The following is a 26,250-nucleotide window of genomic DNA, read 5'->3' as shown; positions in this document are numbered from 1 at the left end:
CTTCCCGTACTTCTGGAGCCAGCCCGTGACTCAAACCGCCGACAAGGCCGACACCGACGTCCTGCACAAGCTGTCCTTTTTGGACAGGTTCCTTCCGGTCTGGATCATCGTCGCGATGGGCGCCGGGCTGCTGCTGGGCAGTGTCATCCCCGGTCTGCAGGGTGTGCTGGACGCGGTGAAGATCGGGCAGGTGTCGCTGCCGATCGCGCTCGGGCTGCTGCTGATGATGTACCCGGTGCTGGCGAAGGTCCGCTACGACCGGCTCGACACGGTGACCAAGGACAAGCGCACGATGGTGCTTTCCTTGGTGCTCAACTGGATTCTCGGTCCCGCGCTGATGTTCGCGCTCGCCTGGCTGATGCTGCCGGACCTGCCGGAGTACCGGACCGGGCTGATCATCGTCGGTCTCGCCCGGTGCATCGCGATGGTGATCATCTGGAACGACCTCGCCTGCGGTGATCGTGAGGCCGCCGCGGTGCTGGTCGCGCTGAACTCGGTGTTCCAGGTGATCATGTTCGGCGTGCTCGGCTGGTTCTACCTCGATCTGCTGCCCGGCTGGCTGGGTCTCGACACCACGAGCATCGACTTCTCGCCGTGGGAGATCGCGCTCAGCGTGCTCATCTTCCTCGGGATCCCGCTCGCCGCCGGATATCTGTCCCGCCGCCTCGGGGAACGGGCCAAGGGGCGTGACTGGTACGAAGGCACGTTCCTGCCCAAGATCGGCCCGATCGCGCTCTACGGGCTGTTGTTCACGATCGTGATCCTGTTCGCCTTGCAGGGCGACACCATCACCTCGCGGCCGCTGGACGTCGCGCGGATCGCGCTGCCGCTGCTGGTGTACTTCGCGATCATGTGGATCGGCGGGTATCTCGTGGGCAAGGCTTCGGGCCTGTCCTACGAGCGCACCACGACGCTGGCGTTCACCGCCGCGGGCAACAACTTCGAACTCGCGATCGCCGTCGCCATCGGCGTCTTCGGCGTCACCTCCGGGCAGGCGCTCGCCGGAGTCGTCGGACCGCTCATCGAAGTGCCCGTGCTGGTCGCCCTGGTCTATGTCAGCCTCTGGCTGCGGAAACGCTGGACCGCGAAAGCGCCCACGGAGTGACCGGAGCCGCGCGGGTAGTGGTCATCGGCGGCGGCCAGGCCGGTCTCGCCGCGGGCTACTACCTGCGCCGCGCCGGGCTCGGCTTCGTCGTCCTCGACGCCCAAGCCCAACCGGGCGGGGCCGCGGTGAACCACACCAGGTTCTGTGCCAGCGCGACGGCCACCACCGCGGGCACCGCCAGCACTGATCCGGCGCTCATCACCGATAACGGCCGGCACGCGGCGCAGCCCGGACGCGGTCGACCCGGGCGACGCCGCGGCGGTCGCGATCGGCATCGCTGGTCAGCGCACCGCGGCCGACGGCGCGGACAGCGTCAGGACCTCCGGCTCCGGTGCCGCGCAACAGCCTCCGGCCGCCGGTGCGTCGTCCGGTTCGTCGAACAGGCCCGCGCCGCCGCAGACTCCGGTCTCGGCCATCCGCAGCTCGACCCGCGCGGCCGCCTCGTGGTCCCCGGCGAGCTGTGCGGCGATGCTGCGCACCTGTTCGTAACCGGTCATCGCCAGAAAGGTCGGCGCGCGGCCGTAGCTCTTCATCCCGGCCAGGAAGAAGTTCTTCTCCGGGTGGGCGAGTTCCTTGGCACCGTGCGGATACACGGTTCCGCAGGAGTGCACGTTCGGATCGATCAGCGGTGCGAGCGCGACCGGTGCCTGCAACGTCGGGTCCAGCTCGAGCCGGATCTCCGACAGCCAGGTGAGATCGGGCCGGAAGCCGGACAGGGTGACGACCTCGTCGACCTGCTCGATCCGCTGTCCGGCCGAGGAGACCAGGGTCAGCCGTCCGTCGCGTTCGACGGTCTCGGTGCGGAACCCGGTCACCACCGTGATCAACCCGGCGGCCACCGCTTCCTGGGCGCGCTGGCCTAGAGCGCCCCGCGCCGGGAGCTGGTCGGCCTCACCGCCGCCGAAGGTGTTGCCGACCGAACCGCGGCGCAGCACCCAGCTGATCCGTGTCTCCGGCGAGTCCTTCGCGAGCCCGGACAACGCGACCAGCGCGGTCAGCGCCGAATGCCCGCTCCCCGCGACGACCACGTGCTTGCCCGCGTACCGCGCCCGCACCTCTTCGTCGCCCAGATCCGGGACGCGGTAGGTGATCCGGTCCGCCGCGGCACGTTCTCCGACGGCGGGCAGTCCTTCGCCGCCGAGCGGATTCGGCGTCGACCACGTGCCGGACGCGTCGATCACGGCCCGCGCCGCGATCCGCTGCTCCGCCCCGCCGGCGGCGCGAACGTGCACGGTGAACGGCTCCTCGTCGCGGCCACTGTCCACGACCCGGTCCCGTCCCCGCCGGGCGACGCCGACCACCTCGGCGCCGAACCGGACCCGGTCGCCGAGCGCCGTCGCCAGTGGCCGCAGATAGAGCCCGGCCCAGTCCGAACCCGTCGGGTACGCCTCGCCGTCGGGCCGGGCCCAGCCTGTGGGCTCCAGCAGCCGCCCGGCTGCGGGAGCGACGAGCTCGGACCACGGCGAGAACAGCCGCACGTGATTCCAGGCCGCCACGTCCGCACCGGCGTGCGTGCCGCGCTCCAGCACCACCGGCTCGAAACCCCGTTCCACCAGCTCGGCGGCGGCCGCCAGCCCCACTGGCCCGGCCCCGATCACCACGACAGGCAGCTCGTTCATCCCCATGTACCTTTCATCGATCCATCTCGATTGAAGCGATGCTGGGACTGTATCGACCGGAGTCGATTGACGCAACCATCGATTCTGGTCGATACTGGGTGCCATGACGACGGTCGTACCCGCTTCCCTCGCCGGTCTCCTGCCCGAGCGCGAAGCCGCCACCTATGCCGGATGGTTCGCCTGTCTGGCCGAGCCGATGCGGGTGAAACTGCTGCACGCGGTCGCGACGTCACCCCGCGGACTGACCGTGGGTGCGTTGACCGAAATCCTCGGCACCAGTCAGTCCACGTGCTCGCATCACGTGCGGAAGCTGGCCGACGTGGGCTTCGTGCACCTGCGGAAGGAGGGCACCGCGACGGTCGTGACGATCAACCAGGCCTGCTGCAGCGGGCTCCCGCACGCCGCCGACGCGGTCATGGGTCTGCTCGCGCCGCGTCCGTGCTGCCCGGACAACCTGCCCGACGACGTCACCCTCCGCGCCCAACGCGACGACGACTGGACCACGGTGCGCCGGATCTACGGCGAAGGCATCGCGACCGGACTCGCCACCTTCGAAACCGAAGTCCCGACTCGCAAAGCCCTCGCCGCGAAATGGCTGCCCGATCACCGCTGGATCGCCGAGATCGACGGCAAGGTCGCCGGCTGGACGGCGCTCGCCCCGGTGTCGGGCCGCGACTGCTACCAGGGCGTCGCCGAGACCTCGGTCTACGTCGCCGAAGACCACCGCGGCCGCGGCGTGGGAAAAGCCTTGCTCTACAAACAGGTCACCGAAGCCGACGCCGCCGGGATCTGGACGCTGCAGACTTCGATCTTCACCGACAACCGCGCCGGTATCGCCCTGCATCACAGCGCCGGCTACCGCACCGTCGGCATCCGCGAACGCATCGCCCAACGCGACGGCGTCTGGCACGACACCGTCTTCCTCGAACGCCGCAGCCCGGTCGACTAGCCCTGGCGATATTTCGCAACTCTGTTCTCAGACGCGGTGTTGCCAGGTGCACAAGCAGACCTGGTTGCCTTCGGGGTCGGCGAGCACCCAGTAGCTGGGCGCTTCCGCGCTGCTGACCAGTGTGCCGCCGGCCGCGAGTGCCGCGTCGATGCGAGGCTGGACCTGCGCGGGATCCACCCACACGTCCGGGTGCCAGCGCTGGCGGGGTTCCTCGCTGCCGGAGGCTTGGAACCAGACGGTCGGCAGGCTGCCGGCGGGGTCGTGGAGTTCGTCGCCGAATCCGGGCCCGGACAGATGTTCCATCGCCAATACCGCGGCCCAGAACGGGTGCACGGATTCGTGGTCCGGTGTGTCGAGGGCGAGTTCGAGCCGCGAGACGTTCTCGGGCTCCAGCCGCACGCTCGCTTCCTCGGCGATCGAGGTGACGGTCCGGGCGAGCCGGATGTCGCGGTCGGTGACCCCGCGTTCGTCGTGGCTGGTCAGCCGAACGTCGACGTGGCTGTGGCGGAGGTCGAGTTGGGGGTGATGGTTCATGTCCCCGGCCGCCGCGCCGATGGCGCCGACGACCGAGAGCCCGGTGGCGAAATCCCGGGTACGGATGCGGGTTTGCAGGCCACCGAGCAGATGGACCCATCCGTGGAGTCCTTCGTCGGCGATCTGCTGTCCGGTCAGTGTGGTCATCGGATCATGGTCCCAGGCCGGCGCGCGGGCGTAGGCTGTCCGGGATGCGGATCGGCGAGCTGTCCCAGCGCACGGGCGTGAGTCCGCGCTCCCTGCGGTACTACGAGGAGCAAGGCCTGCTGGCCAGCTCACGTTCCGGCACGGGGCAGCGGCACTATTCCGACGCCGAGGTCCAGCGTGTGTCGCTCATCCGGCGGCTGTTCGACGCGGGGATGTCCAGTCAGGTGATCGCGACCGTGCTGCCCTGCGTGGACATCCCGGGCGACCTCGACGTCGCCGAGGAGACGTTCGCGGCGATGATGCTCCAGCGCGAGCGGATCGACGCCGACATCGCGCACCTGATCGAAACCCGGGACGCCCTCGACGCGCTCATCGAAGCCAACCGCCGGCACCGGGCGAAACTGTCCAGCACCGCGCAGGTGTGACCCGCGCCTCAGCCGCTTGCCTCTTACACCGATGTCAGCGGTGAGGATGGCGACAGCGCCCGGAAACGCCGGGCCGGTCATCCAGGAGGCGGCGGAAAATGGGGCAGGCATGGGGTTTCGGCGAGCACGGCGGGCCCGAGGTGCAGGAGTTCTTCGATCGTCCCGATCCCGTCCCCGGTCGCGGCGAGGTGCTGATCCGAGTGGACGTCGCCGGCGTGAACCCCCTCGATCACGCGGTGCGTTCGGGGCTGGTCCCCGGGCTCGACGGTGGACGCCCGTTCCCCCGCGTACTGGGTATGGAGGCGGCCGGAACCGTGCTCGCACCGGGCGAGGACGTCGACGGGCTCGAGGTGGGCGACGCGGTTTTCGGTTTCGCGCTCACCGGCGGCGGCACCTACGCCGAGACGACGGTGCTGTCCGCGCCGAACACCGCGCGCGTCCCGGCCGGCCTGTCCGCGACCGTGGCGGCGACGCTGCCGGTGGCCGGGACGACCGCGGTGGACGTGCTCGACCAGCTCGGCCTGCCGGCCGGTGCCACGATCCTGGTCAACGGGGTCGGCGGCGGTGTCGGCCTGGCCGTCGCCCGGCTGGCCGCCGCGCGCGGGCTGCTGGTGGTCGGCACCGGCAGTACCGCGAAGCGTGAGCACGCCGAAGCCATCGGGGTGCGATTCATCGACTACACCGCCGAGGACGTCGTCGCCGCGGCACGCGTGCCGGCGCCGGACGGCTTCGACGGGATCGTCGACCTGGCCGGGGGTGCCTCGCTGCGGGCGGTCGCCCCACTGGCCCGAGCGCCCCGCCACGTCGTCTCCGTAGGGGACATGTCGGTGCCCGAGCTCGGTGGGCGTTTCGTCGAACGCCGCCTCGACCGCGCGAATCTGGAACGGGCGGCCCGGCTGGCCCTCGACGGAGCCCTCGCCCCCGTGATCACCGCGGTCCACCCGCTCTCCGGTGCCCCGGCCGCCCTCGCCACCGTCGAGAACGGCCACGCTTCGGGGAAAGTCGTCATCAAGGTCGCATGACACGACCGTCCTGGCGCGACATCGGTGTTAGTTTCACGGCCGTGAGCCTTGATCCGGCTGGTGTCGAGCAGCGCCCGTCCGACTCCCCGTACGTGGAGCGGGTCTACCGGGCCGGGGCGGGTGCCGTGGCGGTGCCGGCGCGGATGCGGTCCATCGCGAACTCGAACTGGGAGCTCGTGGTGTGGCGTGAGCGCGGCGAGACGCAGGTGGCGGTGCGTGGCCCCGAGACGGGTCCCACGGTGCTGGACCTCGGGCCCGGCGAGGGGGAAACGGTCGGGATCATCTTCCGGCACGGCGCGTTCCTGACGCCGCTGCCGGTGCCGGCACTGGTCGACACCGCCGCGACGAGTCCGCACACCACGGCCCGTTCGTTCGTCCTGCAGGGCGAGGAGTGGGAGACACCCACTTACGACAACGCCGAAGTCTTCGTGGATCGGCTGGTCCGTGCCGGACTGCTGGTGCGTGATCCCCTGGTCACCGGCGTTCTCCGCGGCGACGTGGCCACGCTGGTCACCCCGAGGTCGGTGCAGCGGCGGGTGGCCGCGGCCACGGGGCTGACGCAGGGCGCGATCCGGCAGATCGAGCGGGCCAGGCAGGCCGTGATGCTGCTGGGGCAGGGGGTGGCCGCGGTCGAGGTGGTGCAGCTGGCCGGGTACCACGACCAGCCGCATCTGGCGCGTTCGCTGACCCGGTTCACCGGCTCCACGGCCTCCCGGCTGCGGCGGGCCGACGACGACGAGATGCTGTCGCTTCTGTACAAGACCGACGTCGCGATCCGGCCCTAGATTCATGGTGACGCCGGGAGCACCCGGCACCCGGAACATCCTGGAGGGCATGTCATGGCCATCACGCAGATCTACGTCAACCTGCCGGTCACCGATCTGGAAGCGAGCACGAAGGTCTACCTGGCGCTGGGGGCGACGGTCAATCCCGATTTCAGCGGCGACACCTCGGTCCAGGTGGCGTTCGCCGAAACGATCATGGTGCAGCTGATGACCCGCGAGACGTTCGCGACGTTCACCAAGCGGTCCACATCGGACGGTCCGATCGAGGTGATCAACGCCCTGGCCGCCGGATCGCGCGAAGAAGTGGACCGGCTCGCCGAAGCGGCCCTGGCCGCCGGGGCCACCGAGCCCCGCGCGGCACAGGACATGGGCTGGCTGTACAACCGGGCGATCGACGACCCGGACGGCCACTCCTGGGAGCTGCTGGCCTACGACCCCAGCGCCATGTGACGGGGTTGACCTCCACCTGGATCGAGGTACGACCCTGGGGGCATGACTCTCGAAGCAGACGAAATGCTCCTGTTCCGGAACACCATGCGGATCACCGACGGACACCTGGAGGAGTTCACCGCCGCCGTCCGGGAAGCCATCGACTTCGTGGAACGCGAGGCGCCGCAGGTGATGGTGCAGACGTTCGTGGACGCGGACCGGATGCTGGCCTACAGCTACCAGATGTACGCCGATTCGGACGCGGTCCTCGAACACTGGCGGATCTCCGGGAACCACATCAACGCGGTGTCCGCGCACTGCACGGTTGTGGACTTCCAGGTGCACGGCTCGCCGGACGAACGAGTGCTGGCGGGCATGCGCGAGATGATCGACGACGGCACTGCTGTCGTCACGCCGCGGATCGCGGGATTCGTCCGCGCCGGAGGCCGGCGTCATCGGGTGTAGAGGCGATGCATGAGCAGTTCGAGCGGGCCGCGGTCGAACCGCCGGAGCCACAGGGCGGCGAAGCCGACGTTCACCAGCCCGACGAAGGCCCAGAGGCCGACTATCCACCATGGACGGACGTCGGCGAACCGCTCGGCGAGGCCGAGACCCCAGCCGTAGCACAGGGCGCCGGCCAGCAGGTTCTGGAGTACGTAACAGGAGAGCGCGGTGCGGCCGACCGCGATCAGTCCTTTTCGGACAGCTCCGGGCCGGTCGCGCATCCGCAGGGCGAGGTGGGTGACCAGGGCGAGCAGGCCGAGGGCGACGAGCGGGGGCAACAGGTACCGGTCGACGAGCAGCCAGTCCGGGCCGCTGAACCCGGTCAGCACGTTCAGCGGCAGGCCGACGGCGAAGCCGAGTACGAGCAGGCGCGAGCGGAGCCGCGCTCCGGTGTCCGTGTCGTCGAAAACGCCTGCCCTGCGGAGGCGGGAACCGAGCAGGAACAGGACGACGGCGGACGGCACGATCAGCACGATCTCCGCCCGTAGCAAGAAGAAATCGTCCAGCCGGGCGGTGACCTGGGCGGGCCAGCTCGCGGTCGCGGACGGGTCGACCGGGGTGGGCTCCCCGGTTGCCTCCGGAGTGGCCACGAGCAGCGCGGTGGCGGCGAGCACCAGCGCCACGTACGCGCCGCCCACCACGACGACGACGTTCCGCACGACCCGATCGCTCCGGCCGACGAGATACGCGACGAGCAACGACGTGAGCCCGTAGGCCATGAGCACGTCGCCCTCGAACACGAGCAGGAAGTGCACGACCCCTTCCAGGAAAAGGATTCCCGCCCGGAGCGGATACCTGCCGGGCCACGGGGCGCCGCGACGACGGGCGGACTGGTACTGCAATTCCAGCCCGACGCCGAACAGGATCGTCAGCAGGGCGAGGAACTTGCCGTTGGTCAGCACCCGTAAGCCGACTTCGGCCTGCTCCGCGAAGGTCGTCGCGGTGCCGACGAAGTCCTGGAAGAAACCGGCGGGCCCGCCGGGATGCGCGAACAGGAACACGTTCGTCCCGAACGTGCCGAGGATCGCCACGCCTCGGAGCAGGTCCAGTGAGGAGATCCGGCCGCCACGGGATTGCCGCGCGGCGGCGACTGCCGACGTTTGGTGACTCATGGTATCGAGCCTGTCACCGCTCGCGGCCGCCTTCGTCCGTCGTTGGGACGACCCCGCGCCGTCACTTCGTAGCACGCCCGATCGGTGATGCACTTGCCGTTGCACGCACTGCGTGCATAATGGCGACGGGGTCCTGACCAGACGAGCCCGGCGTGCGGCCGGGAGGGGAGCGGAAGAGATGACCGAAGAGATCGCGGCCGGGCTACGACCGCCGGAGCCGGACTTCTCGACGATCACGACGGAGGAGCTGATCGCCTACCGTGAAGCGGAAAACCGGGCACGGGCGTCGAAGGCGGCCCGGGCGTTCCTCGGGGAACCGGACGCCGGCGCCCTGATCGACTGGCGGGTGATCGCGTTGCCCGGCCGCGATCTGCCGGTCCGGGTGTACCGCCCGGCCGTCGGCGGTGACAGCGCGCTGCCTCTCGTGGTCCACGTCCATGGCGGTTGCTTCGTCGGCACCGCGGTGCAGTGCGACTGGCCCAACAGCCGCCTCGCCGTACAACTGCCCGCGGTGGTGGTTTCGGTCGAGCATCGCCTTGTCTCGCCGGGCATATCGCTCCAGGACGCGGCCGACGACGGCTGGGACACGCTCGCGCACGTGGTACGGAACGCCGGGGAATGGGGTGTCGACCCGGAACGCGTGGCCGTGGTCGGCGAGAGCTACGGAGGGCTGATCACCGCGCTGACCGCCATCCGGTCCAGGGAAGCCGGGCCGCGGCTCAAGGCGCAGGTGCTGGTCAATCCGGCGGTCGACGTGACCGAGTCGATGTACGACCATCCCTCGATCGCCGAGTACGCCTACAGCCCGACCCGGGCTCTGCCCCAACTTCGACTCGTCCAACGGCTTTCGGTCCCGCCGGGGGTCGACGCCCGCGCGTGGTCGCCCGTCCGTTTCGACGACTTGAGCGGGCTCCCGCCGGCGCTCGTGGTGGTGCCCACCCGCGACGCGCTCGCCGATCACGGCCGCCGCTACGCGGAACGGTTGCGCGAGGCCGGGACCGAGGTGCGGCTTTCCGAATATCCGGGAGCGAGGCACGGTTTCCTGACGCTGCCGGGGGTCGAACCGCAGGCGGAGGCGGCTCAGGCGGAGATGTCCGAATTCCTGCGCGAGGCGCTCGCTTCGACCTCGATCTGAGCGAGGTGCGCGGCGAGGATGTCCGCGTAGGCGTTCCGGCGGTCGGCACCGAGCGGCAGGATCTCGCGCGCGAACCGCGCCACCGCGGGGTAGCGTTCCGGGTCGGCCCCGAGCACGGCGACCCGGAACGATTCCAGGCCGTGCTCGCGCTCCTCCGCGGCGAGCGTGCCGATGCCGCCGTCGGAAGCGTTCAGCGCGGTCACGAGGACCGCGATCCGGTGATAGTGGACGGGCACGCGCTCATCGGGCAGGCCGGACGAACGCAACGCCTGGAGCAGCGCTTCCATCACGGCGCGCGATCCGCTGCCGCCCGAGGCGTAGCGCCCCCAGACGGTGGCGATCTGGGGCTGCCGGGCGAAGACGTCGCGGAGCCGGAACGCGATGTCGGTGACGCGCTGTTTCCAGTCGCCTTCGGGACCGTAGCCCTCCATGGCCGTGAGGAGGGCGCGGTCGGCGACGGCGCGCAGGAGTTCGGTCTTGTTCCGGAAATGCCGGTACAGGCTGGAGGAATCGGTGCCGAGCACGGCCGCGAGCTTGCGCACGCTGAACGCCTCCGCGTCGCCGCCCTCCAGGAGTTTTCCTGCCGCGTCGAGGATGTCGTCGCTGGTCCAGCGCCGTCGGCCTGTCATCACCGGTACTTCTTCCTGTCGCCGTCAGTGGCACAGTTTACGATCGCACGCGCCGGGTGCAACGCCGTGGGCGCGCTCGTTCCCGGGAAAGGGGCAAACGGTCATGGACGACTCCTACCGCCTGGAAGCGGGCTCGCCGCCGGTCGGCGACTATCTGCGGTTGCGCCGCGAGGCGGGGCTCAGCGAGCCGCCGAGGGAGCAGGCCGAGCGTGGGGTCGACGGCGCTTGGGCGTCGGTCAAGGTGATCCACGGCGCCACCGGCGAGACCGTCGGGATGGGCCGGGTGATCAGCGACGGCGGGTGGTACTTCCACATCGTCGACATGGCGGTCCTTCCCGGCCATCAGCGGCGCGGAATCGGCGACGCCGTCCTCGGCGCCCTGCTCGCCGAGATCGACGCCGCGGCTCCGGGTGCGTACGTCAATCTGCTCGGCGACCCGCCCGGGTGGCGGCTGTACGAACGGCACGGGTTCGTCGAGACGGCTCCCGGGACCATCGGTATGCGACGGGTGCTCGACTCCTGACGCCGGCCGCCGGTCTCGTGGCCGGCGTCGCGAAAGCCACTTTCGGGACGTCAGACGTCCCGAAAGTGGCTTTCGCGACACGAGCGGTCGATCACCTGGCCGGCGGTCAGCGCCCGCTCGGCGAAAGCCCCGGCCGCCAGCAGTTTCCGGTCTTCGCCAAGGGCACCGTCGAGGGCCAGCCCCGCGGGCAGGCCGTCGCGGTCGCGTCCCATCGGGACGGTCAAGCCCGGGAAACCCGCGATGCTGCCGGGCTGGCAGTTGCGGATGAAGGTCGCGAACGTCGGGACCTCGCGCCCGCGGTGGACGAATTTCTCGACGGCCGAGAAATCCCGGGCCGTCGCGGGTGTGGTGGGGAAGGCCAGCGCGTCGATCCCGTTGTCCGCGAAGATCTTCGCGTAGGTGTCGCGCAACGCGGAGCGGTTGGCGAGTGCCGCCTCGTAGACACCCGGTCCGACCCCCGGCACGACCGCCTCGGCGAAGATCGCCCGGACGTCAGCGGCGGCGACCTCGGCGACGAGACGCTCGAACGAGACCTCGGGCACGTATTCGGCGAGATAGGCCCGGAGTGCGACGCCCGCTTCGTGGATCACCAGCGGCATCCCCTGGTCGGCGACGAGTTCGGCGAGCGGTGTGTCGTCGATCGCCACCAGTTCGGCGCCCGCCGATCGCAACCGGGCGAGCGCGGCTTCCCACAGCTCTTCGACCTCCTCGGCCAGGTCGCCGGTCAAGAAACCGTGCGGTACGCCGAGCCGGATCGGTGAGCTCTCGATCAAGGGCCCCAGCTCTTCTCCCGCGAGCACCGCGTCGAGCAGGGCGACATCGGCGACCGTGCGGGCGATCGGCCCGGCCGTGTCCCTGGTGGTGCTCAACGGGGTCATGCCGCCGGACGGGTAGCGGCCCGAGGTCGGCCGGAAACCGCAAACGCCGTTGAGCGCGGCGGGAACCCGCACCGAACCTCCGGTGTCGGTGGCCAGGCCCGCCGGAACGATCCCCGCCGCCACGGCGACCGCGGTCCCGCCGCTGCTGCCGCCGGCGAACCGGGACGGGTCGCGGGCGTTGCGCACCGGGCCCAGCGGGGTCGTGTCGCAGGTGATGCCGAACGCGAGCTCGTGCATGGCCGCCTTGCCGACGACCACGGCGCCCGCGTCGACCAGGCGGCGGACCACCTCCGCGTGCTCGCGCGGAACGTGGTGCGCCAGCGCCGGGGTGCCCGCGGTGTTCGGCATGCCCGCGACGTGGATGTTGTCCTTGACCACCACCGGGATCCCGGTGAGCGGGCCACTCGCCCCCGGCGCGCCGTCTTCCGGCGCGAGATGGCTGATCGCATTGAGATGCCGGGCTTCTTCCGCGCGCGAGCGGCTTTCCGAAGCGCTCCAAGGTCCACTCACGGTCGCCAGCCTAGCGTGACAAGGGCCACACTCAACGAAAAAGACAATCGTTTTCATTAAGCTGCGGCGCGCCACCTTCCCACAAGAAAGGTCGATCGTTCATGAGCTCCGGTCCCTCGCTGCACGTTCTCACGCGCTCGGATCTGCACAACCTCGAACTCACCCCGGACGAGGCGATCACCATGGTCGAAGACGGCTACCTGGCCTACGCGTCCGGAGCCTCGCGGAACCCGGCGAAGCTGATGGTGCCGATGCCGGATCCCGCGCGGGACGCCGTCGCGTACTCGATGCTCGGCTACGACGGCTCCCTGGAGCAGGCCGCGTTCAAGACGAGCTATCGCCAGGGCGGCACGTCGGCCGAGAAGTACTACACGACGATCACCCTGTACGACGACACCACGGGCATGCCGTTCGCGCTCATGGACTGCCATCGCGTCGGCGCCACCCGCACGCCCGCCAGCACCGCGCTGATCGCGCGGTCCTGTGCCCGCCAGGGCGCGCGATCCGCGCTCATGGTCGGCACCGGCGCGCAGGGGATCCGGACGCTGCCGTACCTGCTCACGGCGTTGCCGGGGCTGGAGCGGCTGCGGTTGTTCGGCACGCATCCCGACGGCCTGCGCGACAGCGTCGCCGCGGTGAAGGAGCGGTTCCCGGACCGCGAGGTCGAACTCGTCGACGACGTGGAGGCCGCGGCGCGCGAGTCCGACATCGTGGTCGCGGCGTCGGGCCGCGCGGCCCACCCGAAGATCCGGCTCGGCTGGCTGCCGCCGGGCGGGCTGCTGATCTCGGTCGCCAGCAAGGGGGTCCAGGAGGGCACGCTCGCCGAGGCCGACTACACCGTGGCCACCAGCGGCGCGCAGGTCGAGGTGACCGGGCAGCGGATGGCGGGCCCGGACGGCGTGTTCCGGATCGACGCCGAACTGCCGGAGATCCTCGCCGGTCGGGCACCCGGCCGTCGCGGCGACGAGGACCGGGTGTTCGCCTTCAGCAGCGGCATGATCATCACCGACATCCCGGTGGCGCACGCGCTGGCCGCCCGCGCCATCGCGGCGGGCCGCGGCCGCGAGGTGGCCCTGTGGACCTGATCGACACCCTTTCCCCGCCCCTGCCCGCGCTCGAACGCCCTTGGGCGCCGCGCTTGCGTGCTTCGGGGACCCTGTGGGAGATCGCCCGCGCCGTCGGCGGCGGGCCGTTCCACGTGCTCCATCCGGCCACTTTCGCCGAGAACCTCGAAGGAATGGTCGCGGCGCTCGCCGCGGAGCGCGTCGAAGGCACCGTCTACTACGGGAAGAAGGCCAACAAGGCGGCGGCGTGGCTGCGCGAATGCGTCCGGCCCGGTACGGGTGTCGACGTCGCGAGCGTGCCCGAACTGGTGCACGCCCTCGGCAACGGCCTGCGCGGCGAGTCGATCGGGGTCACCGGCGCCGCCAAACCGGACGGCCTCCTCTGGCTCGCCCTGCGGCACCGCTGCCTCGTCGCGGTGGACGCGGCCGACGAGCTGGAACGCGTCGCGCGCATGGCCGCCGAACTCGGGGAGACGGCTCAGGTGCTGCTGCGGGTGCAGCCGCCGTCCGCTCCGGAGAGCCGGTTCGGCTTCGCACCCGACGCCTTGAAGGCGGCCGTCCGGCACTGCGGCGGCCCGGTCGTCCTGCGCGGTTTCTCGTTCCATCTCGACGGCTACGCGCCCGAGCCGCGGGCGGAACTCGCCGCGTACCTGATCGATCTGTGCCAGGACGCCCGCGCGCTCGGGCAGCCCGCGTCGAAGATCAGCATCGGCGGTGGGATCGCCGTGTCCTATGTGGACGCCGGGGACTGGGCGCGGTTCGAGTCCGGCAGGCACGACGGCTGGTTCCACGCCGGGCGCAACCCGTCGAAGACCTATCCGTACCACCAGTCGCCGTCCGGGGCGGCCATGGTGACGGCGATCCTGCGCCACGAGATCGCCGGGAAACCGCTCGCGGAACGCCTGCGCGCGGCCGGGATCGAGCTGGTGCTCGAACCGGGCCGGGCCCTCGTCGACGGTGCCGGGTTCTCGGTCTTCCCGGTGCTGGGCTGCAAATCGGCCGAAGACCACCTGATCACCACGGTCGCGGGCCTGTCCATGAGCCTGTCCGAACAGTGGAAGGGCAGCGAGTTCCTGCCCGACCCGCTTCTCGTGCGCCGGGAAGCGGGCGACCGCGCTCCGGTGCGCACCATCGTCGGCGGTTCCAGCTGCATGGAGTACGACGTGCTGACCTGGCGCGCGGTGGAACTGCCCGCACGGCCGAGGACCGGCGATCTGCTCGTGTACCCCAACACGGCCGGCTACCAGATGGACAAGAACGAAAGCGGCTTCCACCAGCTTCCCCTGCCCCCGAAGGTGGTGGTCGACGGCGATCGCTGGCACGTCGACACCGACTACCCGATCCAGGAGATCCGATGACGATCGTCCAGCGCGCGTCCGAGCTGATCGGGGACACGCCGCTGCTGGAGCTCGCGCGCACCGGCACCGGGACGCGCCTCCTGCTCAAACTCGACCACCTCAACCCGACCGGTTCGTGCAAGGTGCGCATGGCCAGGCAGATGATCGACGAGGCGGAACTCGACGGACGGCTGCGGCCGGGCGGGCATATCGTCGAGCCCACCTCGGGCAACACCGGCAACGGGCTCGCGCTGGTGGCGCTGGAACGCGGCTACCGGTTCACGGCCGTGGTCGACCACCACGCGGCCAGGGAGAAGCTCCGGATGCTGCGCGCGCTCGGCGCGGAACTGGTGTTCGTCGAGAGCCCGCCGGACGGCGGGGTCGGCTCGGTGCGGCGGCGGCGGGTCGCGGCCCGGATCGCCGCGGAAACCGGCGCCTACCATCCCGATCAGCACAACCATCCCGGCAACGGCAACGGATACGCCGGACTGGCGCGGGAACTGATCGGGCAGCTCGGCGACGTCGACGTGCTCGTCGCGGCGATCGGCACCGGCGGCTCCCTGTGCGGGACGGCGCGTTTCCTGCGCGCGGCGGGGGCGGCCACCCGCGCGGTCGCGGTCGAACCGGTCGGCTCGATCATCTTCGGTGGCGCGCCGGGGATCTACCACCAGACCGGGGCGGGCAGCCCGGCCGGTTTCCCGATCGGGGACAACGTCGACCGGTCGGTGATCGACGAAGCCCATCGAGTGTCCGACAGCGACGCCTTCGCCGGGGCTCGCGTCGTCGCCCGGCGCACGGGCGTCCTGGTCGGCGGGACCACCGGGGGCGCGATCCACGTCGCGCTCCGGCGGCTCTACTCGTATCCGGCCGGAAGCGTCGTCGTGGTGCTGTGCAACGACGCGGGGGAGAAGTACCTCGACTCGGTCTACGACGACGAATGGCTGCGGGCCAGGGGAGTGCTCGACGAACTGGCCCACCGCCGGATGGAGCGCTGGTTCGCCACCTACGCCGCGTCCGTGCGCGTGGCCACCCGCGACCGGACGGCTCGTCCCGCGCCGGTGGCGGTGGGCGGATGAGCACGGCGGTGGAGACCCGCGGATACCGCGCGCTCGTCGCGCTGGCCGCGCCGATCGCGGGAATCCAGCTGGCGCAGGTGGCGCTCACCAGCGTCGACCTGGCCATGCTCGGGCTGCTCGGGGTGACCGCGGTGGCGGCGGGCGGGCTGGCGATCCTGCTCTACAACCAGATCCGCACCATGTGCGTCGGCATGGTCACCGGCGTCGGGAACCTCGTGGCGACGGCGGCCGGGGCCGGGGAACTCCGCACCGGCACCGGGGAACTCGACGAGCGCGCGCGGGACGAGATCCGGTCGCTCCTGCGGTCCGCGCTGCTCGTCGCGACGCTGACCGCGGCCGCCGGGGCGGCTGTCCTTTGTGGACTGGCGGCCGCGCTGCCGTTGCTGGGGCAGAAACCGGAGATCGTGTCGCTCGCCAGGGCGATGATGTTCGCTCTGGCGGGCGGGCTGTTCCCCATGGTGTGGCTGAACGTGATGCGCCAGTTCGCCGTCGGGCTGCGGCGTCCGGGTTCGCTCCTCGCCGTCACGCTGGTGTCGATCGCGGTCAACGCCGCCCTCAACGCGGCCTTCGTCTACGGCTGGGCTGGGCTGCCCGAGCTGGGTGTCGCCGGGATCGGCCTGGCGACGACGCTGGTCCAGTTCTTCACGCTCGCCGTGTTCGCCTCGGCCGTCCGGCGGGATCCCTCGCTGCGCCCCATGGTTTCGCTCGCGCTCTGGCGGGCGGATCCGGTGGTGGTCCGGCGGATCGCCCGGCACGGGACCCCGATCTGTTTCACCTACGGGTCGGAGGCCGCGATCACCTCGATCGCGACCATGCTGATGGGCGCCTTCGGCCCGGCGATGCTCGCCGCGTCGAACGTCGCGAACCAGCTCGCGTACATCGTCTACCAGGCCAACATCGGGTTGTCGCAGGGATCGTCCATTTTGGTCAGTCGCGCGGTCGCCCAGGGAGAACACGGGCGGGCGCCGGTGATCGCCCGTCAGGCGTTCACCCTCTCCTGGTCGCTGATGGCGGTGGTGAGCCTGGCGTACCTGGTGGTGCCGGAAGCGCTGCTGTGGCCGTTCCTGCGCGACGAGGCCGACGCGGTGGTGCTCGGCACGGCGTCCGCCCTGCTGGTGTTCGCCATCGCGCAGCAGTACAGCAAGGGGACCCAGAACATCCTCGTCGGTCTGCTGCGCGGGCTCGGAGACACCGTTTCCGGGCTCCGCTGCACTCTCGTCGGGTACTGGGCGGTGGGGGTGCCCGCCATGGTCTTGTGCGCCTACGTGTTCGGCTGGGGTGGCTGGGGGGTGTGGACCGGGCTGTGCCTCGGTTTCGCGGCGACCGCGCTCCTGCTCGGACGGCGGTTCGCCGCTCACGGGCCCGGTTCGGCGCGGTAGCGGTCGATCCGGTGGAGCAGGTCGCGGGAGGCGGGGTCGGTCGCGTGTTCGCGCAGGAGCGCCGCCAGCGGGGCGAGCCGGTCCTTGGTCCGGCTGGAACCGAGACCGCGAGCCAGGTCCAGCGCTTCGGAACCGGTGCGGACGGCTTCGTCGAAATCGCCTTGGAGCGCGTGGTTCTGCGCGAGCATGATGAGGGTGAGCGCCAGGCTGCGGGACATTTCCGCGCCGTAACCGCCGACGGCGTCGCGTAGCCGCGCGATCGCCTCGCCACTGTGGCGCGAGGTGACCGTCCTGGCCAGCTCGGTCAGGACGGTCCCTCGCATCGCGGCCATGTCCGTGGTGCCGAAGAAGGCTTCCCATGGGCGCGCGGGGGCCCAGGCATCCGCGCTCTCGAACTGGCACTCCGCCCGCGCCAGGCTCGTGAGGGCGGCGCGCTCGTCGCCGGCCTTGGCCAGTGCCCACGCCTCGTTGATCGTCAGGATCGCCTGTGCCCGTGGCGAACCGGAGCGGTGGGCGGCGGCTCGACCCTGACGGAGATGCTCCAACCCGCCCTCGACGTCGTCGTGGTGCAGCGCCAGCCTGCCGAGGCGGTAACAGATGTTGGCCACGAGATCGTCGTTGCCCGCCGCGGCGGCGAGACCGAGCGCGCGGTCGAACCGGAGCCGCGCCGGAACCCGGCGGCCGATGTCGAATTCCGTCCAGCCCAGCAGATTGTGCACATCCGCGAGCACGGTCAGCAGCCGTGACCGGAGCCCGCCCGGGACGGAGCCCCAATTGAGCAGCAGGCTGACCGACTTCACGACGTGCACCGCGTCGTGGGAAAAGGCGCCACCCTGCCGATAGTCCAACGCGCGCAGGGTATCGACCGCGTTTTCGAGACATTCGACGTCGGCGATACCGATACGGCCGGTCGTTGTCATGAACTCACCTCACGCAAGTCATGGCTCGGTCCACGGCTACCCGGTGTCAGTGCGTTCGAAACCAGCCGTCACTCCCTGGGGTTCTTGATTTGACCCGTTCCAAAGACGCTCTTATCGTCGGAGGTGATGTCCGACTTCGAGGCACGGCTGCGAGCGGTTTCGTTGCGCGTGACGCGGCCTCGGCTGGCCGTGCTCGCGGCGCTGCGCGATCATCCGCACGTGGACACCGAAACGGTGATAGCGCTGGTGCGGGCCGACCTTCCCTCGGTCTCCCACCAGGCGGTCTACGACGTGTTGCGGGCGCTCACCGAAACCGGGCTGATCCGGCGTATCCAGCCGGCCGGCGCGCTCGCCCGCTACGAGACCCGGGTGGGGGACAACCATCACCATGTCGTGTGCCGGTCCTGCGGTGCGATCGCGGACGTCGACTGCGCCGTCGGCCATGCCCCCTGTCTCACCGCCTCGGGCGATCACGGATTCGTGATCGACGAGGCGGAGGTCGTCTACTGGGGCCGGTGCCCCGATTGCGCGGCCGAACCTGTCCAGCGATGAATTCGCCTGCCCGGAAGGAAAGAAATGAGTGACACCCCGGAGAAGGGCTGCCCCGTGGCCCACGACTCCGTGACCGCGCACGGTAGCGAGAGCGAGAACCCGGCGATCGATTCGCCGACGCCGAAGACGGGCGGCCGCCCGCGCACCAACAAGGACTGGTGGCCCAACCAGCTGGACCTGTCGGTGCTGCACGCCCACTCGCCGAAGGCCGATCCGCTCGGCGCGGACTTCAGCTACGCCAAGGAATTCGCCAAACTCGACGTCGAGGCCCTCAAACGCGACATCACCGAGGTGCTCACCACTTCGCAGGACTGGTGGCCCGCCGACTTCGGCCACTACGGCGGCCTGATGATCCGCATGAGCTGGCACGCCGCGGGCACCTACCGCATCCACGACGGCCGAGGCGGCGCCGGAGACGGCGCGCAGCGCTTCGCCCCGCTCAACAGCTGGCCCGACAACGCCAACCTCGACAAGGCCCGGCGTCTGCTGTGGCCGGTCAAGGAGAAGTACGGCCAGCGGATCTCGTGGGCCGACCTGCTCGTGCTCGCCGGGAACGTCGCGCTGGAATCGATGGGGTTCAAGACTTTCGGTTTCGGCTTCGGCCGGGTGGACACCTGGGAACCCGAGGAGATCTTCTGGGGCCCGGAAGACACCTGGCTGGGTGACGAGCGCTACGCCAGTGACAGTGAGATGGTGCCCGACGTCGGCGCCACCGAGATGGGTCTCATCTACGTCAATCCCGAAGGGCCTCGCGGCAACGCGGACCCGGCCGCGGCGGCGCATTTCATCCGGGAGACCTTCGCCAGGATGGCGATGAACGACGAGGAGACCGTCGCGCTCATCGCCGGCGGTCACACCTTCGGCAAGACCCACGGCGCGGGCATCGCCGATGACCACGTCGGCCCGGAGCCCGAAGCCGCCCCGCTCGAGACGCAGGGGCTCGGCTGGCTGAGCACCCACGGCAGCGGCAAGGGCGCCGACGCGATCACCAGCGGTCTCGAAGTGACGTGGACCGACAAGCCGACGCAGTGGAGCAACCGGTTCTTCGAGATCCTCTTCGGCTACGAATGGGAGCTCACCACCAGCCCCGGCGGCGCGAAGCAGTACGTCGCCAAGGACGCCGAGGCGATCATCCCGGACGCGCACGACCCGGCCAAGAAGCACAAGCCGACGATGCTCACCACGGATCTGGCGCTGCGCGTCGACCCGGCGTACGAGAAGATCTCGCGCCGCTTCCTGGAGAACCCGGACGACTTCGCCCTCGCGTTCGCCAAGGCCTGGTACAAGCTGCTGCACCGCGACATGGGCCCGGTCAGCCGCTTCCTGGGACCGTGGGTGCCCGAACCGCAGCTGTGGCAGGACCCGGTGCCGGACGTCGACCACGAGCTCGTGGGGGACGCCGACATCGCCGCCCTCAAGACGAAGGTGCTCGAATCCGGGCTCACGGTCGCGCAGCTGGCCGGCACCGCGTGGGCGGCCGCGGCGAGCTTCCGGTCCACCGACAAGCGCGGCGGCGCCAACGGCGCGCGGATCCGGCTGGCACCCCAGCGTGACTGGGAGGTCAACCGGCCGGAAGAGCTCAGGACCGTCCTGGAGACGCTGGAAGGCATTCAGCGCGAGTTCAACGACGCCGGTGGCGCCAAGATCTCGCTGGCCGACCTGATCGTGCTGGCGGGCACGGCCGCCGTCGAGAAGGCCGCGCGGGACGCGGGCACCGAGGTGAGCGTGGCGTTCCACCCCGGCCGCACCGACGCCACGCAGGAGGACACCGACGTCGAGTCGTTCAAGCTGCTCGAACCGCGTGCCGACGGGTTCCGCAATCACCTGCGTCCCGAGGAGAAGCTGCAGCCGGAGGTCCTGCTCGTCGAGCGCGCGTACATGCTCGACCTGACCGCCCCGGAGATGACCGTCCTCGTCGGCGGCCTGCGTTCGCTCGGGATCACCGCCGGTGACACCCGCCACGGTGTCTTCACCGACCGGCCCGGCGTGCTCACCAACGACTTCTTCACCAACCTCCTCTCGCCGGGGACCCAGTGGAAGGTGTCGGAGTCGGAGGAGAACGTCTACGAGATCCGCGACGTCACCACCGGCGACGTGAAGTGGACGGCCACCGCGGTCGACCTCGTCTTCGGCTCCAACTCCCAGCTGAGGGCGCTGTCCGAGGTCTACGCGGGGCAGGCCGCGCGTGAGCGGTTCGCCGCCGACTTCGCCAAGGCCTGGACCAAGGTCATGGAACTGGACCGGTTCGACCTGGCCTGAGGTCCTTGCGCGTGAAGGCCCCCTTCCCTCGGCTCAGCCGAGGGAAGGGGGCCTTCACGCGCTTCACGGGACGTCGAGTTCGGTGTGCCGGGTGGCCAGGGTGCGGGCGAGTTCGGCGAGTTTGACGTTGAGGTCCTGGGACGTGCGGCGCAGCAGGTCGAAGGCCTCGTCGGCGGTCAGGCCGCGTCGTTGCATGAGGATCCCCTTCGCCTGCCCGATGACGTCACGCGATTCGACGGCCCGCCGGAGGTGACCCGCTTCCAGCTCCGCCCGGCTCACGGCTTTCGTGGCCGCCAGCGCGAGGGAGGCGTGGGTCGCGAGCAGCAACGCGGTGTCCTGTGCTCGCGAATCGAGCGCGCCGGGGCGGCGGCTGTAGATGTTCAGCGCACCGGGCAGCCTCGGCGGGGCCGCGTCGGGCACCAGCACGGTCGACAGGATCGCGGTGTACCCGTGCCGCACGGCGGCCCGGGAGAAGTCCGGCCACCGCTTCTCCGCCTCCAGGTCCTCACTCCGGATGTATCCGGGGCTTCCGTTGGCGGCGGCGTCGACACACGGCCCCGTACCCGCGCGGTACTGCACCTCGTCGAGCGCCAGCGCCACCTCGCCGGTCCAGACGGGGGTGTGGAAGGTGCCGTCCGGGGCCCGCAGGGTGACCGACACCAGGTCCGCGCCCGGGACGACCCGGTACGCGGCGTCGACGACCTGTTCCAGCACCTGGGCGGGCGTCGAGGCGGCCAGCAGCAGACGCGTGAGTTCGGCGAACTGCTCGGCCAGCGGGCCCGCCGCCGCGCTTTCGCCGGCGCCGAATCCGGCCTTGTCGCGTTGCCACAGTCGTTCGTCCGCCATCACTGACCATCCAGTCGTGTTCGGTGCCCTCCGACGGGTACCCGTCGGAGGCATCCACCAATCGAGTCCACTGTGGACAATGGGTCAGGGGTCGACCCTGGCGCGGAGAAGACAGAACACGTTCCCCTCGGGGTCGGCGAGCACATGCCACGACTCGTCCCCCGTCTGGCCGACGTCGGCGGGCCGCGCCCCGGCGGCGAGCAACCGCTCCAGCTCCGCGTCCTGATCGCGGTCGGTGGGGTTCACGTCGATGTGCAGGGGGAGCTTGCCCGGCTTCGGATCGTCGGCGCGGCTCAGGATCAACGTCGGCTGCGGTCCGCCGAAGCCCACGCCGGGCGGGCCGATCTCGATGTCTTCCCCGTCCTTGCCGATCTCGACGTACCCGAGCACCTCGCACCAGAAGGCCGCCATCCGGACCGGGTCGGCGCAGTCGAGGACGAGTTCGGTGATACGGCAGGCCATGCGGCGAGGATAACCCCACGCGGTCCGTCCCGGTGCGACGGTTGCGGACCCGTCCACACCCTTCTACCGTCGATGGATGGCGATCGACACCGAAGCCGGGCAGGCCGCTCCTCTCGTCGTGGTCGAGGCGGCCCGCTCGACCGCAGCGATCACCGTCGAGGTGGCGGGTGACATCGACATCTCGACCAGTTCCCGGCTCCGCGCCGAGCTCTTCGAGCTGCTGGCCGATGCTCCAGGCGCCGCGGTGATCGACATGACCGGCGTCGGCTTCTGCGATTCCTCGGGGATTTCCGTGCTGGTGCAGCTGAACCGGCACTGCGAGGAGACCGGGATCGACTTGAGTCTCGCGCCGTCGAAGGTCCTGCGCCGGGCACTGGAACTCACCGGGCTGCTGCCCACCCTGAAGGTGGCCGACGCCTAGCGGCGGCGTAGGCGAACACCTCGCCGGGGAGGGCTGATCATCTCCGCGCTCACGCGGCACTCGGCCTTGTCGAGCGGCACTTGCTCGACGGCGGACGGTCGTAATCGTGGCGGGTCAGCCCGCGTACCAGCGGACACCGTCTCCTCGTCGCCGGCGTGGGTGATCCGCACCGCGATCCGCCGGTGGCCGGACAGTCCGCCGCCTGGTGTCCCGATCAGCGGCCGAGCGCGTTCTGCAGTTCCTTCTTGGTCATGCTGGACCGGCCCTTGATGCCGCGCTTCTTGGCTTCGTTGTAGAGCTGGTCCTTGGTCGGCCCGCCGGGACCCTTCCGGTTACCGGAGCGTTGTCCGCCCCGTTTCTGCGGCGAGGTGTCCTTGGTCGAACTCTTGCTCGCCGTCTTGGACTCACCCGATTGCGCGCGGTTCTTGTTCACCGTGCGTGCGGCGATCTCCTCGGCGCGGCCGGTGCTCGCGCCGCGTTTCTTCTGCGAGGACTTGATGTGCTCGTACTGACGTTCGCGTTTGCCGCTCCAGCTCTGCTCGGGCACGGTTCCTCCTTCGTCGTCGTGATCCGTGGATACCCGTCCGGCCCGCCGGCCAATCGAAAGATCACCTGTCCAGGGCAGGGGCGATGTTTGCCGTCCCCGCCCGCCGGGTATCGATACGGCGACACGGGGAGAAGGTGACTTTGGTGAACGCTGCGTCGCTCATGGAACACATCGATCACGTCGCCCTGCGGGAGGACGTGGTCCCGGCTCCTCGCGCCCGTCGTGCGCGGCGCAAGGACGACTACTCCCATTGCCGTCCCCTGTTCGACGAGATGGCCGCGTTGCCCGCCGGTCACCCGGAGCGGGGGCGCCTGCGGGAACGCCTGATCCTCGAACTGCTGCCGATCGCCGAGCACATCGCCGTCCGGTTCAGCGGACGGGGGCAGCCGCGGGAAGACCTGATCCAAGTGGCGCGGATCGGCCTGATGAAGGCCGTCGACCGGTTCGATCCGGGGCAGGGCGGGGAGTTCCTGGCGTACGCGGTGCCGACGGTGATGGGCGAGGTGCGGCGGTTCTTCCGGGACACCGGCTGGGCGGTCCACGTCCCGCGCGGGATGCAGGAACTGCGCACCCGGCTCGCGCGGGCGACCACGGAACTGACCCAGACCCTCGGCCGCGCACCGACCCCCACCGAACTCGCCGGGCATCTCGACGTGCACGTCGACACCGTCCGCGAAGGACTGCTCGCCGCGAACAGTTATCAGACGTCGTCCCTCGACCGGCCGGTCAACGAGGGCGAGGGCGCCATTCCGCTGTCCGATGTGGTGGGGGAACTGGATTCCCGCTTCGAGCACATCGAGGACCGGCACACCGTGGTGCCCCTGCTCGAAAAGCTGCCGGAGCGGGAGCGGGCGATCGTCACGATGCGGTTCTTCGACGGGATGACCCAATCGCAGATCGCCGAACGCGTCGGTATCTCCCAGATGCACGTTTCCCGCCTGCTCACGAAGATCCTGCAGGATCTGCGGGGCAGGCTCAGCGGCTGAACGACGCGCCGGGCCCCGGACGGCCTCGTGCTTCCCGCCACGACGAGGAGGTGCCCGGCGCGGGCCGCGGTCACAGGACGCCGAAATCCGGCGGGGTCAGCTGTCCGACGCGGTGATCGTCCTGCCGGACCGCCGCGACGAAACGCGCGACCTGGGCGGGGCGAGGGGTGGCGGTCTTCCCGCCCAGGTAACGGAGAACGAGGAGATCCTCGCCGGAGTGGGTCTCGATCGCCACGGCCCAGCCGTGGATCTCGTCCCACAGCAGGGCGACGTCGCGCTCCGGATGGGTGGGGAGCCGCTCGTCGAGCGCGACGTACGCCGAGACCGGGCTGTCGTGGTCGACGGTGCAGGATTCGAGGCCGACGCCGAGGACCCCGGTGACTTCGGCGAGATACCCCCACACGGCGTCGCGGGTGTGCGGGTGGCGGACAGGCATGGTGAGCAACGAGGACTTCCCTTCTTCCCCAGCCTCGTCCGGTGCGGGCCCGGCCCGCACCGGACGAGGCCACTCAGGCCTGGATCTCCTTGCGGTCGGACGCGGAACCGGTGATCTCGATGCGCCGCGGCTTGGCCTTCTCGGCGATCGGGATGCGCAGGGTCAGCACGCCCGCTTCGTAGCCGGCCGCGACGCGGTCGGTGTCGAGCGCGTCGCCGAGGAACAGCTGGCGGGAGAAGACGCCGAGCGGACGTTCGGAAACCTGCATCTGGGCGTCTTTTCCGGCGGCCGGCCGCCGCTCCGCCTTGACGGTCAGGACGTTGCGTTCGACGTCCAGCTCGATCGCGTCGGCGGAGACGCCGGGAAGGTCGAAGCAGACGACGAACTCGTCGCCTTCGCGGTACGCGTCCATCGGCATGGCGGCCGGCTTGGACCAGGTACCCGGATTCGCGGCGCCGAACATGTGCTGGGTCAGCCTGTCCAGCTCGCGGAACGGGTCGGTGCGCATCAACATCGGGTTCCACCTCCTGGGTCGTCTGTCTCTGGTGTCAACACGCCCTACTGTTCTAACATGTCATCGAAACGATGACAACCACCAAGTCGTCGATTGGATGACAGCTATGGACGAAGACCCCGCCCAGACCGTTCGTGCCGTGCGCGATGTCGTGGCCGAGGCCCGCTCCGGTGTCGCGGGACCGGAGCGGCTCCTGGCGGCGCTGGTCGCGCTGAAGGCGGTCCGTGAGCAACTGGCGGCTTGGGAGCCGGAACTGATCGCGGCCGCTCGCGCCGGCGGCACGAGCTGGACGGCGCTGGCCCCCGCGCTGGGGGTCGCGAGCCGTCAGGCGGCGGAGCGGCGGTTCCTGCGGTTGCGGCCGTCCGACGGCGGGGAGAGCACGGGGGAGGCGCGGGTCGACGCGGAACGCGACCGGCGGGCGGGTGATCGCGCGGTGGCCGAGTGGGCGCGGCGCAACTCGGCGATCCTGCGGCAGCTGGCCGGTCAGGCGGGCGCGCTGGACGGGTTGAACGCCAAGGCCAGGGAAAGCGCCGAGCGGGTGAGCGCGGTACTCGGCGAGGACGACGTCACCGGTCTCCTGGCGCCGCTGGCCGACCTGCGCGCGCAGCTGCCCCGGAAGCACACCGGCTTCGCCGAACGGCTCGGCGAGATCGGCGCGCACACCGAACAGGTCCGGCGGTCCGCCGTCGACGACCGGCGGGATCGCCAAGCACGGTGAGGGGCGAACACGGTGCCGTCCGACGAGCGAGCCGGAGGTCTTCGACGCCGGTCCGGCCCGATCCCCGGCGTCGTCGGGCCGGCACTGAACGTGCTTGCGGCGGAAGGGTTGCGCGGGCGGCCCTCGAAGCGATGGCGCGGGAGCGGGGCCTGCCGGTCGCGGTGGTTCGCGGGTGCGGCGTGTTGCGAAAGCCACTTTCGCAACCTTCAGCGTTGCGAAAGTGGCTTTCGCAACGACGGTGGGGTGCGTGGACCGGCCGGTCTGACCATGGGCGGTCCCGTGCTGGTGGGGATGTCGCGAAAGCCACTTTCGCGACGTCTGATGTCCCGAAAGTGGCTTTCGCGACAGGGCCCAGGGCTGTCCGTGAAGGCCTCCTTGAGGGACCCAGAGTCCCTCAAGGAGGCCTTCACGGATCGAAGCCTGGACG

General features: G+C 70.4%; 29 protein-coding genes and 1 pseudogene. 19 read left to right on the top strand and 11 right to left on the bottom strand.

All coding sequences use genetic code 11. From position 1 onward, the window contains the following. Positions 1–25 precede the first annotated feature (25 nt). Positions 26–1,105 (top strand): ACR3 family arsenite efflux transporter, encoded by a 1,080-nt coding sequence (gene arsB, locus ACOCEP_RS02170; protein ID WP_482335498.1) that lies wholly within the window; start codon positions 26–28, stop codon positions 1,103–1,105. Further along, a pseudogene (locus tag ACOCEP_RS02165) lies at positions 1,102–1,227 on the top strand (FAD-dependent oxidoreductase); the annotation flags it as partial. The gene arsB and the pseudogene ACOCEP_RS02165, both read left to right, overlap by 4 nt. Before the next feature lie 159 nt (positions 1,228–1,386). Here ACOCEP_RS02165 and ACOCEP_RS02160 read toward each other — a convergent pair. Then, the gene (locus ACOCEP_RS02160) at positions 1,387–2,724 is read right to left on the bottom strand and encodes an FAD-dependent oxidoreductase (RefSeq protein WP_482335497.1); all 1,338 of its coding nucleotides are present in this window, start codon (positions 2,722–2,724) and stop codon (positions 1,387–1,389) included. Positions 2,725–2,827: 103 nt separating this feature from the next. Between ACOCEP_RS02160 and ACOCEP_RS02155 the strand changes: the two genes are divergently transcribed. Continuing rightward, the gene (locus ACOCEP_RS02155; RefSeq protein WP_482335496.1) at positions 2,828–3,673 is read left to right on the top strand and encodes a helix-turn-helix domain-containing GNAT family N-acetyltransferase; all 846 of its coding nucleotides are present in this window, start codon (positions 2,828–2,830) and stop codon (positions 3,671–3,673) included. 27 nt (positions 3,674–3,700) lie between these two features. Here the strand turns inward: ACOCEP_RS02155 and ACOCEP_RS02150 are convergent, their stop codons facing one another. Beyond that, positions 3,701–4,354 (bottom strand): VOC family protein, encoded by a 654-nt coding sequence (locus ACOCEP_RS02150; protein WP_482335495.1) that lies wholly within the window; start codon positions 4,352–4,354, stop codon positions 3,701–3,703. Between the two features lie 44 nt (positions 4,355–4,398). On the opposite strand from ACOCEP_RS02150, the gene ACOCEP_RS02145 reads away from it, so the two are divergent. The 5 genes from ACOCEP_RS02145 to ACOCEP_RS02125 all read left to right on the top strand — a co-directional run bounded on the left by ACOCEP_RS02145 (position 4,399) and on the right by ACOCEP_RS02125 (position 7,480). Continuing rightward, positions 4,399–4,779, top strand: coding sequence for a MerR family transcriptional regulator (locus ACOCEP_RS02145; protein WP_482335494.1), 381 nt, complete (start codon positions 4,399–4,401; stop codon positions 4,777–4,779). A gap of 98 nt (positions 4,780–4,877) precedes the next feature. Continuing rightward, positions 4,878–5,801 (top strand): NADP-dependent oxidoreductase, encoded by a 924-nt coding sequence (locus ACOCEP_RS02140; RefSeq protein WP_482335493.1) that lies wholly within the window; start codon positions 4,878–4,880, stop codon positions 5,799–5,801. Between the two features lie 41 nt (positions 5,802–5,842). Further along, positions 5,843–6,586: a helix-turn-helix domain-containing protein gene (locus ACOCEP_RS02135; protein WP_482335492.1), complete on the top strand. Its 744-nt coding sequence runs from the start codon at positions 5,843–5,845 to the stop codon at positions 6,584–6,586. Positions 6,587–6,640: 54 nt separating this feature from the next. After that, positions 6,641–7,036 carry a VOC family protein gene (locus ACOCEP_RS02130; RefSeq protein ID WP_482335491.1) on the top strand — a complete coding sequence of 132 codons (396 nt, stop codon included), beginning with the start codon at positions 6,641–6,643 and terminating at the stop codon, positions 7,034–7,036. Positions 7,037–7,078: 42 nt separating this feature from the next. Beyond that, entirely contained in the window at positions 7,079–7,480 is a 402-nt protein-coding gene (locus ACOCEP_RS02125) for a hypothetical protein (protein ID WP_482335490.1), read from the top strand. Here ACOCEP_RS02125 and ACOCEP_RS02120 read toward each other — a convergent pair. Continuing rightward, the gene (locus ACOCEP_RS02120) at positions 7,468–8,631 is read right to left on the bottom strand and encodes a DUF418 domain-containing protein (protein ID WP_482335489.1); all 1,164 of its coding nucleotides are present in this window, start codon (positions 8,629–8,631) and stop codon (positions 7,468–7,470) included. The two genes, ACOCEP_RS02125 and ACOCEP_RS02120, sit on opposite strands and share 13 nt — an antisense overlap. A gap of 178 nt (positions 8,632–8,809) precedes the next feature. On the opposite strand from ACOCEP_RS02120, the gene ACOCEP_RS02115 reads away from it, so the two are divergent. Beyond that, on the top strand, positions 8,810–9,766 hold the full coding sequence (locus ACOCEP_RS02115; RefSeq protein WP_482335488.1) for an alpha/beta hydrolase: 957 nt from the start codon (positions 8,810–8,812) through the stop codon (positions 9,764–9,766). On the opposite strand, the gene ACOCEP_RS02110 is transcribed toward ACOCEP_RS02115, so the two are convergent. Next, complete coding sequence (locus ACOCEP_RS02110; RefSeq protein WP_482335487.1) at positions 9,712–10,395, bottom strand: TetR/AcrR family transcriptional regulator; 684 nt, start codon at positions 10,393–10,395, stop codon at positions 9,712–9,714. The two genes, ACOCEP_RS02115 and ACOCEP_RS02110, sit on opposite strands and share 55 nt — an antisense overlap. 103 nt (positions 10,396–10,498) lie before the next feature. On the opposite strand from ACOCEP_RS02110, the gene ACOCEP_RS02105 reads away from it, so the two are divergent. Further along, the gene (locus ACOCEP_RS02105) at positions 10,499–10,918 is read left to right on the top strand and encodes a GNAT family N-acetyltransferase (protein WP_482335486.1); all 420 of its coding nucleotides are present in this window, start codon (positions 10,499–10,501) and stop codon (positions 10,916–10,918) included. A gap of 50 nt (positions 10,919–10,968) precedes the next feature. On the opposite strand, the gene ACOCEP_RS02100 is transcribed toward ACOCEP_RS02105, so the two are convergent. After that, positions 10,969–12,306, bottom strand: coding sequence for an amidase family protein (locus tag ACOCEP_RS02100; protein WP_482335485.1), 1,338 nt, complete (start codon positions 12,304–12,306; stop codon positions 10,969–10,971). A 101-nt stretch (positions 12,307–12,407) separates the two neighbouring features. Between ACOCEP_RS02100 and ACOCEP_RS02095 the strand changes: the two genes are divergently transcribed. The 4 genes from ACOCEP_RS02095 to ACOCEP_RS02080 are packed head-to-tail and all read left to right on the top strand — an operon-like array spanning position 12,408 to position 17,162. After that, positions 12,408–13,391, top strand: a complete 984-nt coding sequence (locus ACOCEP_RS02095; RefSeq protein ID WP_482335484.1) for an ornithine cyclodeaminase — start codon at positions 12,408–12,410, stop codon at positions 13,389–13,391. Continuing rightward, positions 13,382–14,728, top strand: coding sequence for a type III PLP-dependent enzyme domain-containing protein (locus ACOCEP_RS02090; RefSeq protein WP_482335483.1), 1,347 nt, complete (start codon positions 13,382–13,384; stop codon positions 14,726–14,728). Before ACOCEP_RS02095 ends, ACOCEP_RS02090 begins: the two co-directional genes overlap by 10 nt. After that, positions 14,725–15,783 carry a PLP-dependent cysteine synthase family protein gene (locus tag ACOCEP_RS02085; protein WP_482335482.1) on the top strand — a complete coding sequence of 353 codons (1,059 nt, stop codon included), beginning with the start codon at positions 14,725–14,727 and terminating at the stop codon, positions 15,781–15,783. The genes ACOCEP_RS02090 and ACOCEP_RS02085 overlap by 4 nt, the downstream gene beginning before the upstream one ends. Beyond that, a complete protein-coding gene (locus ACOCEP_RS02080) occupies positions 15,780–17,162 on the top strand; it encodes an MATE family efflux transporter (RefSeq protein WP_482335481.1) in 1,383 nt (460 codons plus the stop codon). The genes ACOCEP_RS02085 and ACOCEP_RS02080 overlap by 4 nt, the downstream gene beginning before the upstream one ends. Here ACOCEP_RS02080 and ACOCEP_RS02075 read toward each other — a convergent pair. Continuing rightward, on the bottom strand, positions 17,138–18,082 hold the full coding sequence (locus ACOCEP_RS02075; RefSeq protein WP_482335480.1) for an NsdA family TPR-like regulatory protein: 945 nt from the start codon (positions 18,080–18,082) through the stop codon (positions 17,138–17,140). The two genes, ACOCEP_RS02080 and ACOCEP_RS02075, sit on opposite strands and share 25 nt — an antisense overlap. A 126-nt stretch (positions 18,083–18,208) precedes the next feature. On the opposite strand from ACOCEP_RS02075, the gene ACOCEP_RS02070 reads away from it, so the two are divergent. Continuing rightward, a complete protein-coding gene (locus ACOCEP_RS02070; RefSeq protein WP_482335479.1) occupies positions 18,209–18,634 on the top strand; it encodes a Fur family transcriptional regulator in 426 nt (141 codons plus the stop codon). Positions 18,635–18,658: 24 nt separating this feature from the next. Further along, positions 18,659–20,893 carry a catalase/peroxidase HPI gene (katG, locus tag ACOCEP_RS02065; RefSeq protein ID WP_482335478.1) on the top strand — a complete coding sequence of 745 codons (2,235 nt, stop codon included), beginning with the start codon at positions 18,659–18,661 and terminating at the stop codon, positions 20,891–20,893. A 63-nt stretch (positions 20,894–20,956) separates the two neighbouring features. Here the strand turns inward: katG and ACOCEP_RS02060 are convergent, their stop codons facing one another. Continuing rightward, positions 20,957–21,739 carry an ANTAR domain-containing protein gene (locus ACOCEP_RS02060; RefSeq protein WP_482335477.1) on the bottom strand — a complete coding sequence of 261 codons (783 nt, stop codon included), beginning with the start codon at positions 21,737–21,739 and terminating at the stop codon, positions 20,957–20,959. Between the two features lie 84 nt (positions 21,740–21,823). Next, entirely contained in the window at positions 21,824–22,201 is a 378-nt protein-coding gene (locus ACOCEP_RS02055; protein ID WP_482335476.1) for a VOC family protein, read from the bottom strand. Positions 22,202–22,277: 76 nt separating this feature from the next. On the opposite strand from ACOCEP_RS02055, the gene ACOCEP_RS02050 reads away from it, so the two are divergent. After that, complete coding sequence (locus ACOCEP_RS02050; RefSeq protein ID WP_482335475.1) at positions 22,278–22,622, top strand: STAS domain-containing protein; 345 nt, start codon at positions 22,278–22,280, stop codon at positions 22,620–22,622. 214 nt (positions 22,623–22,836) lie between these two features. Here the strand turns inward: ACOCEP_RS02050 and ACOCEP_RS02045 are convergent, their stop codons facing one another. Continuing rightward, positions 22,837–23,169, bottom strand: coding sequence for a plasmid stabilization protein (locus tag ACOCEP_RS02045; protein WP_482335474.1), 333 nt, complete (start codon positions 23,167–23,169; stop codon positions 22,837–22,839). A gap of 161 nt (positions 23,170–23,330) precedes the next feature. Here ACOCEP_RS02045 and ACOCEP_RS02040 point away from each other — a divergent pair, with 161 nt between their 5' ends. After that, positions 23,331–24,155 (top strand): SigB/SigF/SigG family RNA polymerase sigma factor, encoded by an 825-nt coding sequence (locus ACOCEP_RS02040; RefSeq protein ID WP_482339542.1) that lies wholly within the window; start codon positions 23,331–23,333, stop codon positions 24,153–24,155. A 70-nt stretch (positions 24,156–24,225) separates the two neighbouring features. On the opposite strand, the gene ACOCEP_RS02035 is transcribed toward ACOCEP_RS02040, so the two are convergent. Both ACOCEP_RS02035 and ACOCEP_RS02030 read right to left on the bottom strand, forming a co-directional pair. Beyond that, positions 24,226–24,591: a DUF6292 family protein gene (locus tag ACOCEP_RS02035; RefSeq protein ID WP_482339540.1), complete on the bottom strand. Its 366-nt coding sequence runs from the start codon at positions 24,589–24,591 to the stop codon at positions 24,226–24,228. 73 nt (positions 24,592–24,664) lie between these two features. Further along, entirely contained in the window at positions 24,665–25,105 is a 441-nt protein-coding gene (locus ACOCEP_RS02030) for an Hsp20/alpha crystallin family protein (protein ID WP_482335473.1), read from the bottom strand. A gap of 106 nt (positions 25,106–25,211) precedes the next feature. Here ACOCEP_RS02030 and ACOCEP_RS02025 point away from each other — a divergent pair, with 106 nt between their 5' ends. Next, a complete protein-coding gene (locus ACOCEP_RS02025; protein ID WP_482335472.1) occupies positions 25,212–25,823 on the top strand; it encodes an HSP18 transcriptional regulator in 612 nt (203 codons plus the stop codon). Positions 25,824–26,250: the final 427 nt, after the last annotated feature.

Source organism: Amycolatopsis sp. CA-211722 (assembly GCF_056828465.1).
This window is presented reverse-complemented; position numbering and strand designations above follow the sequence as displayed.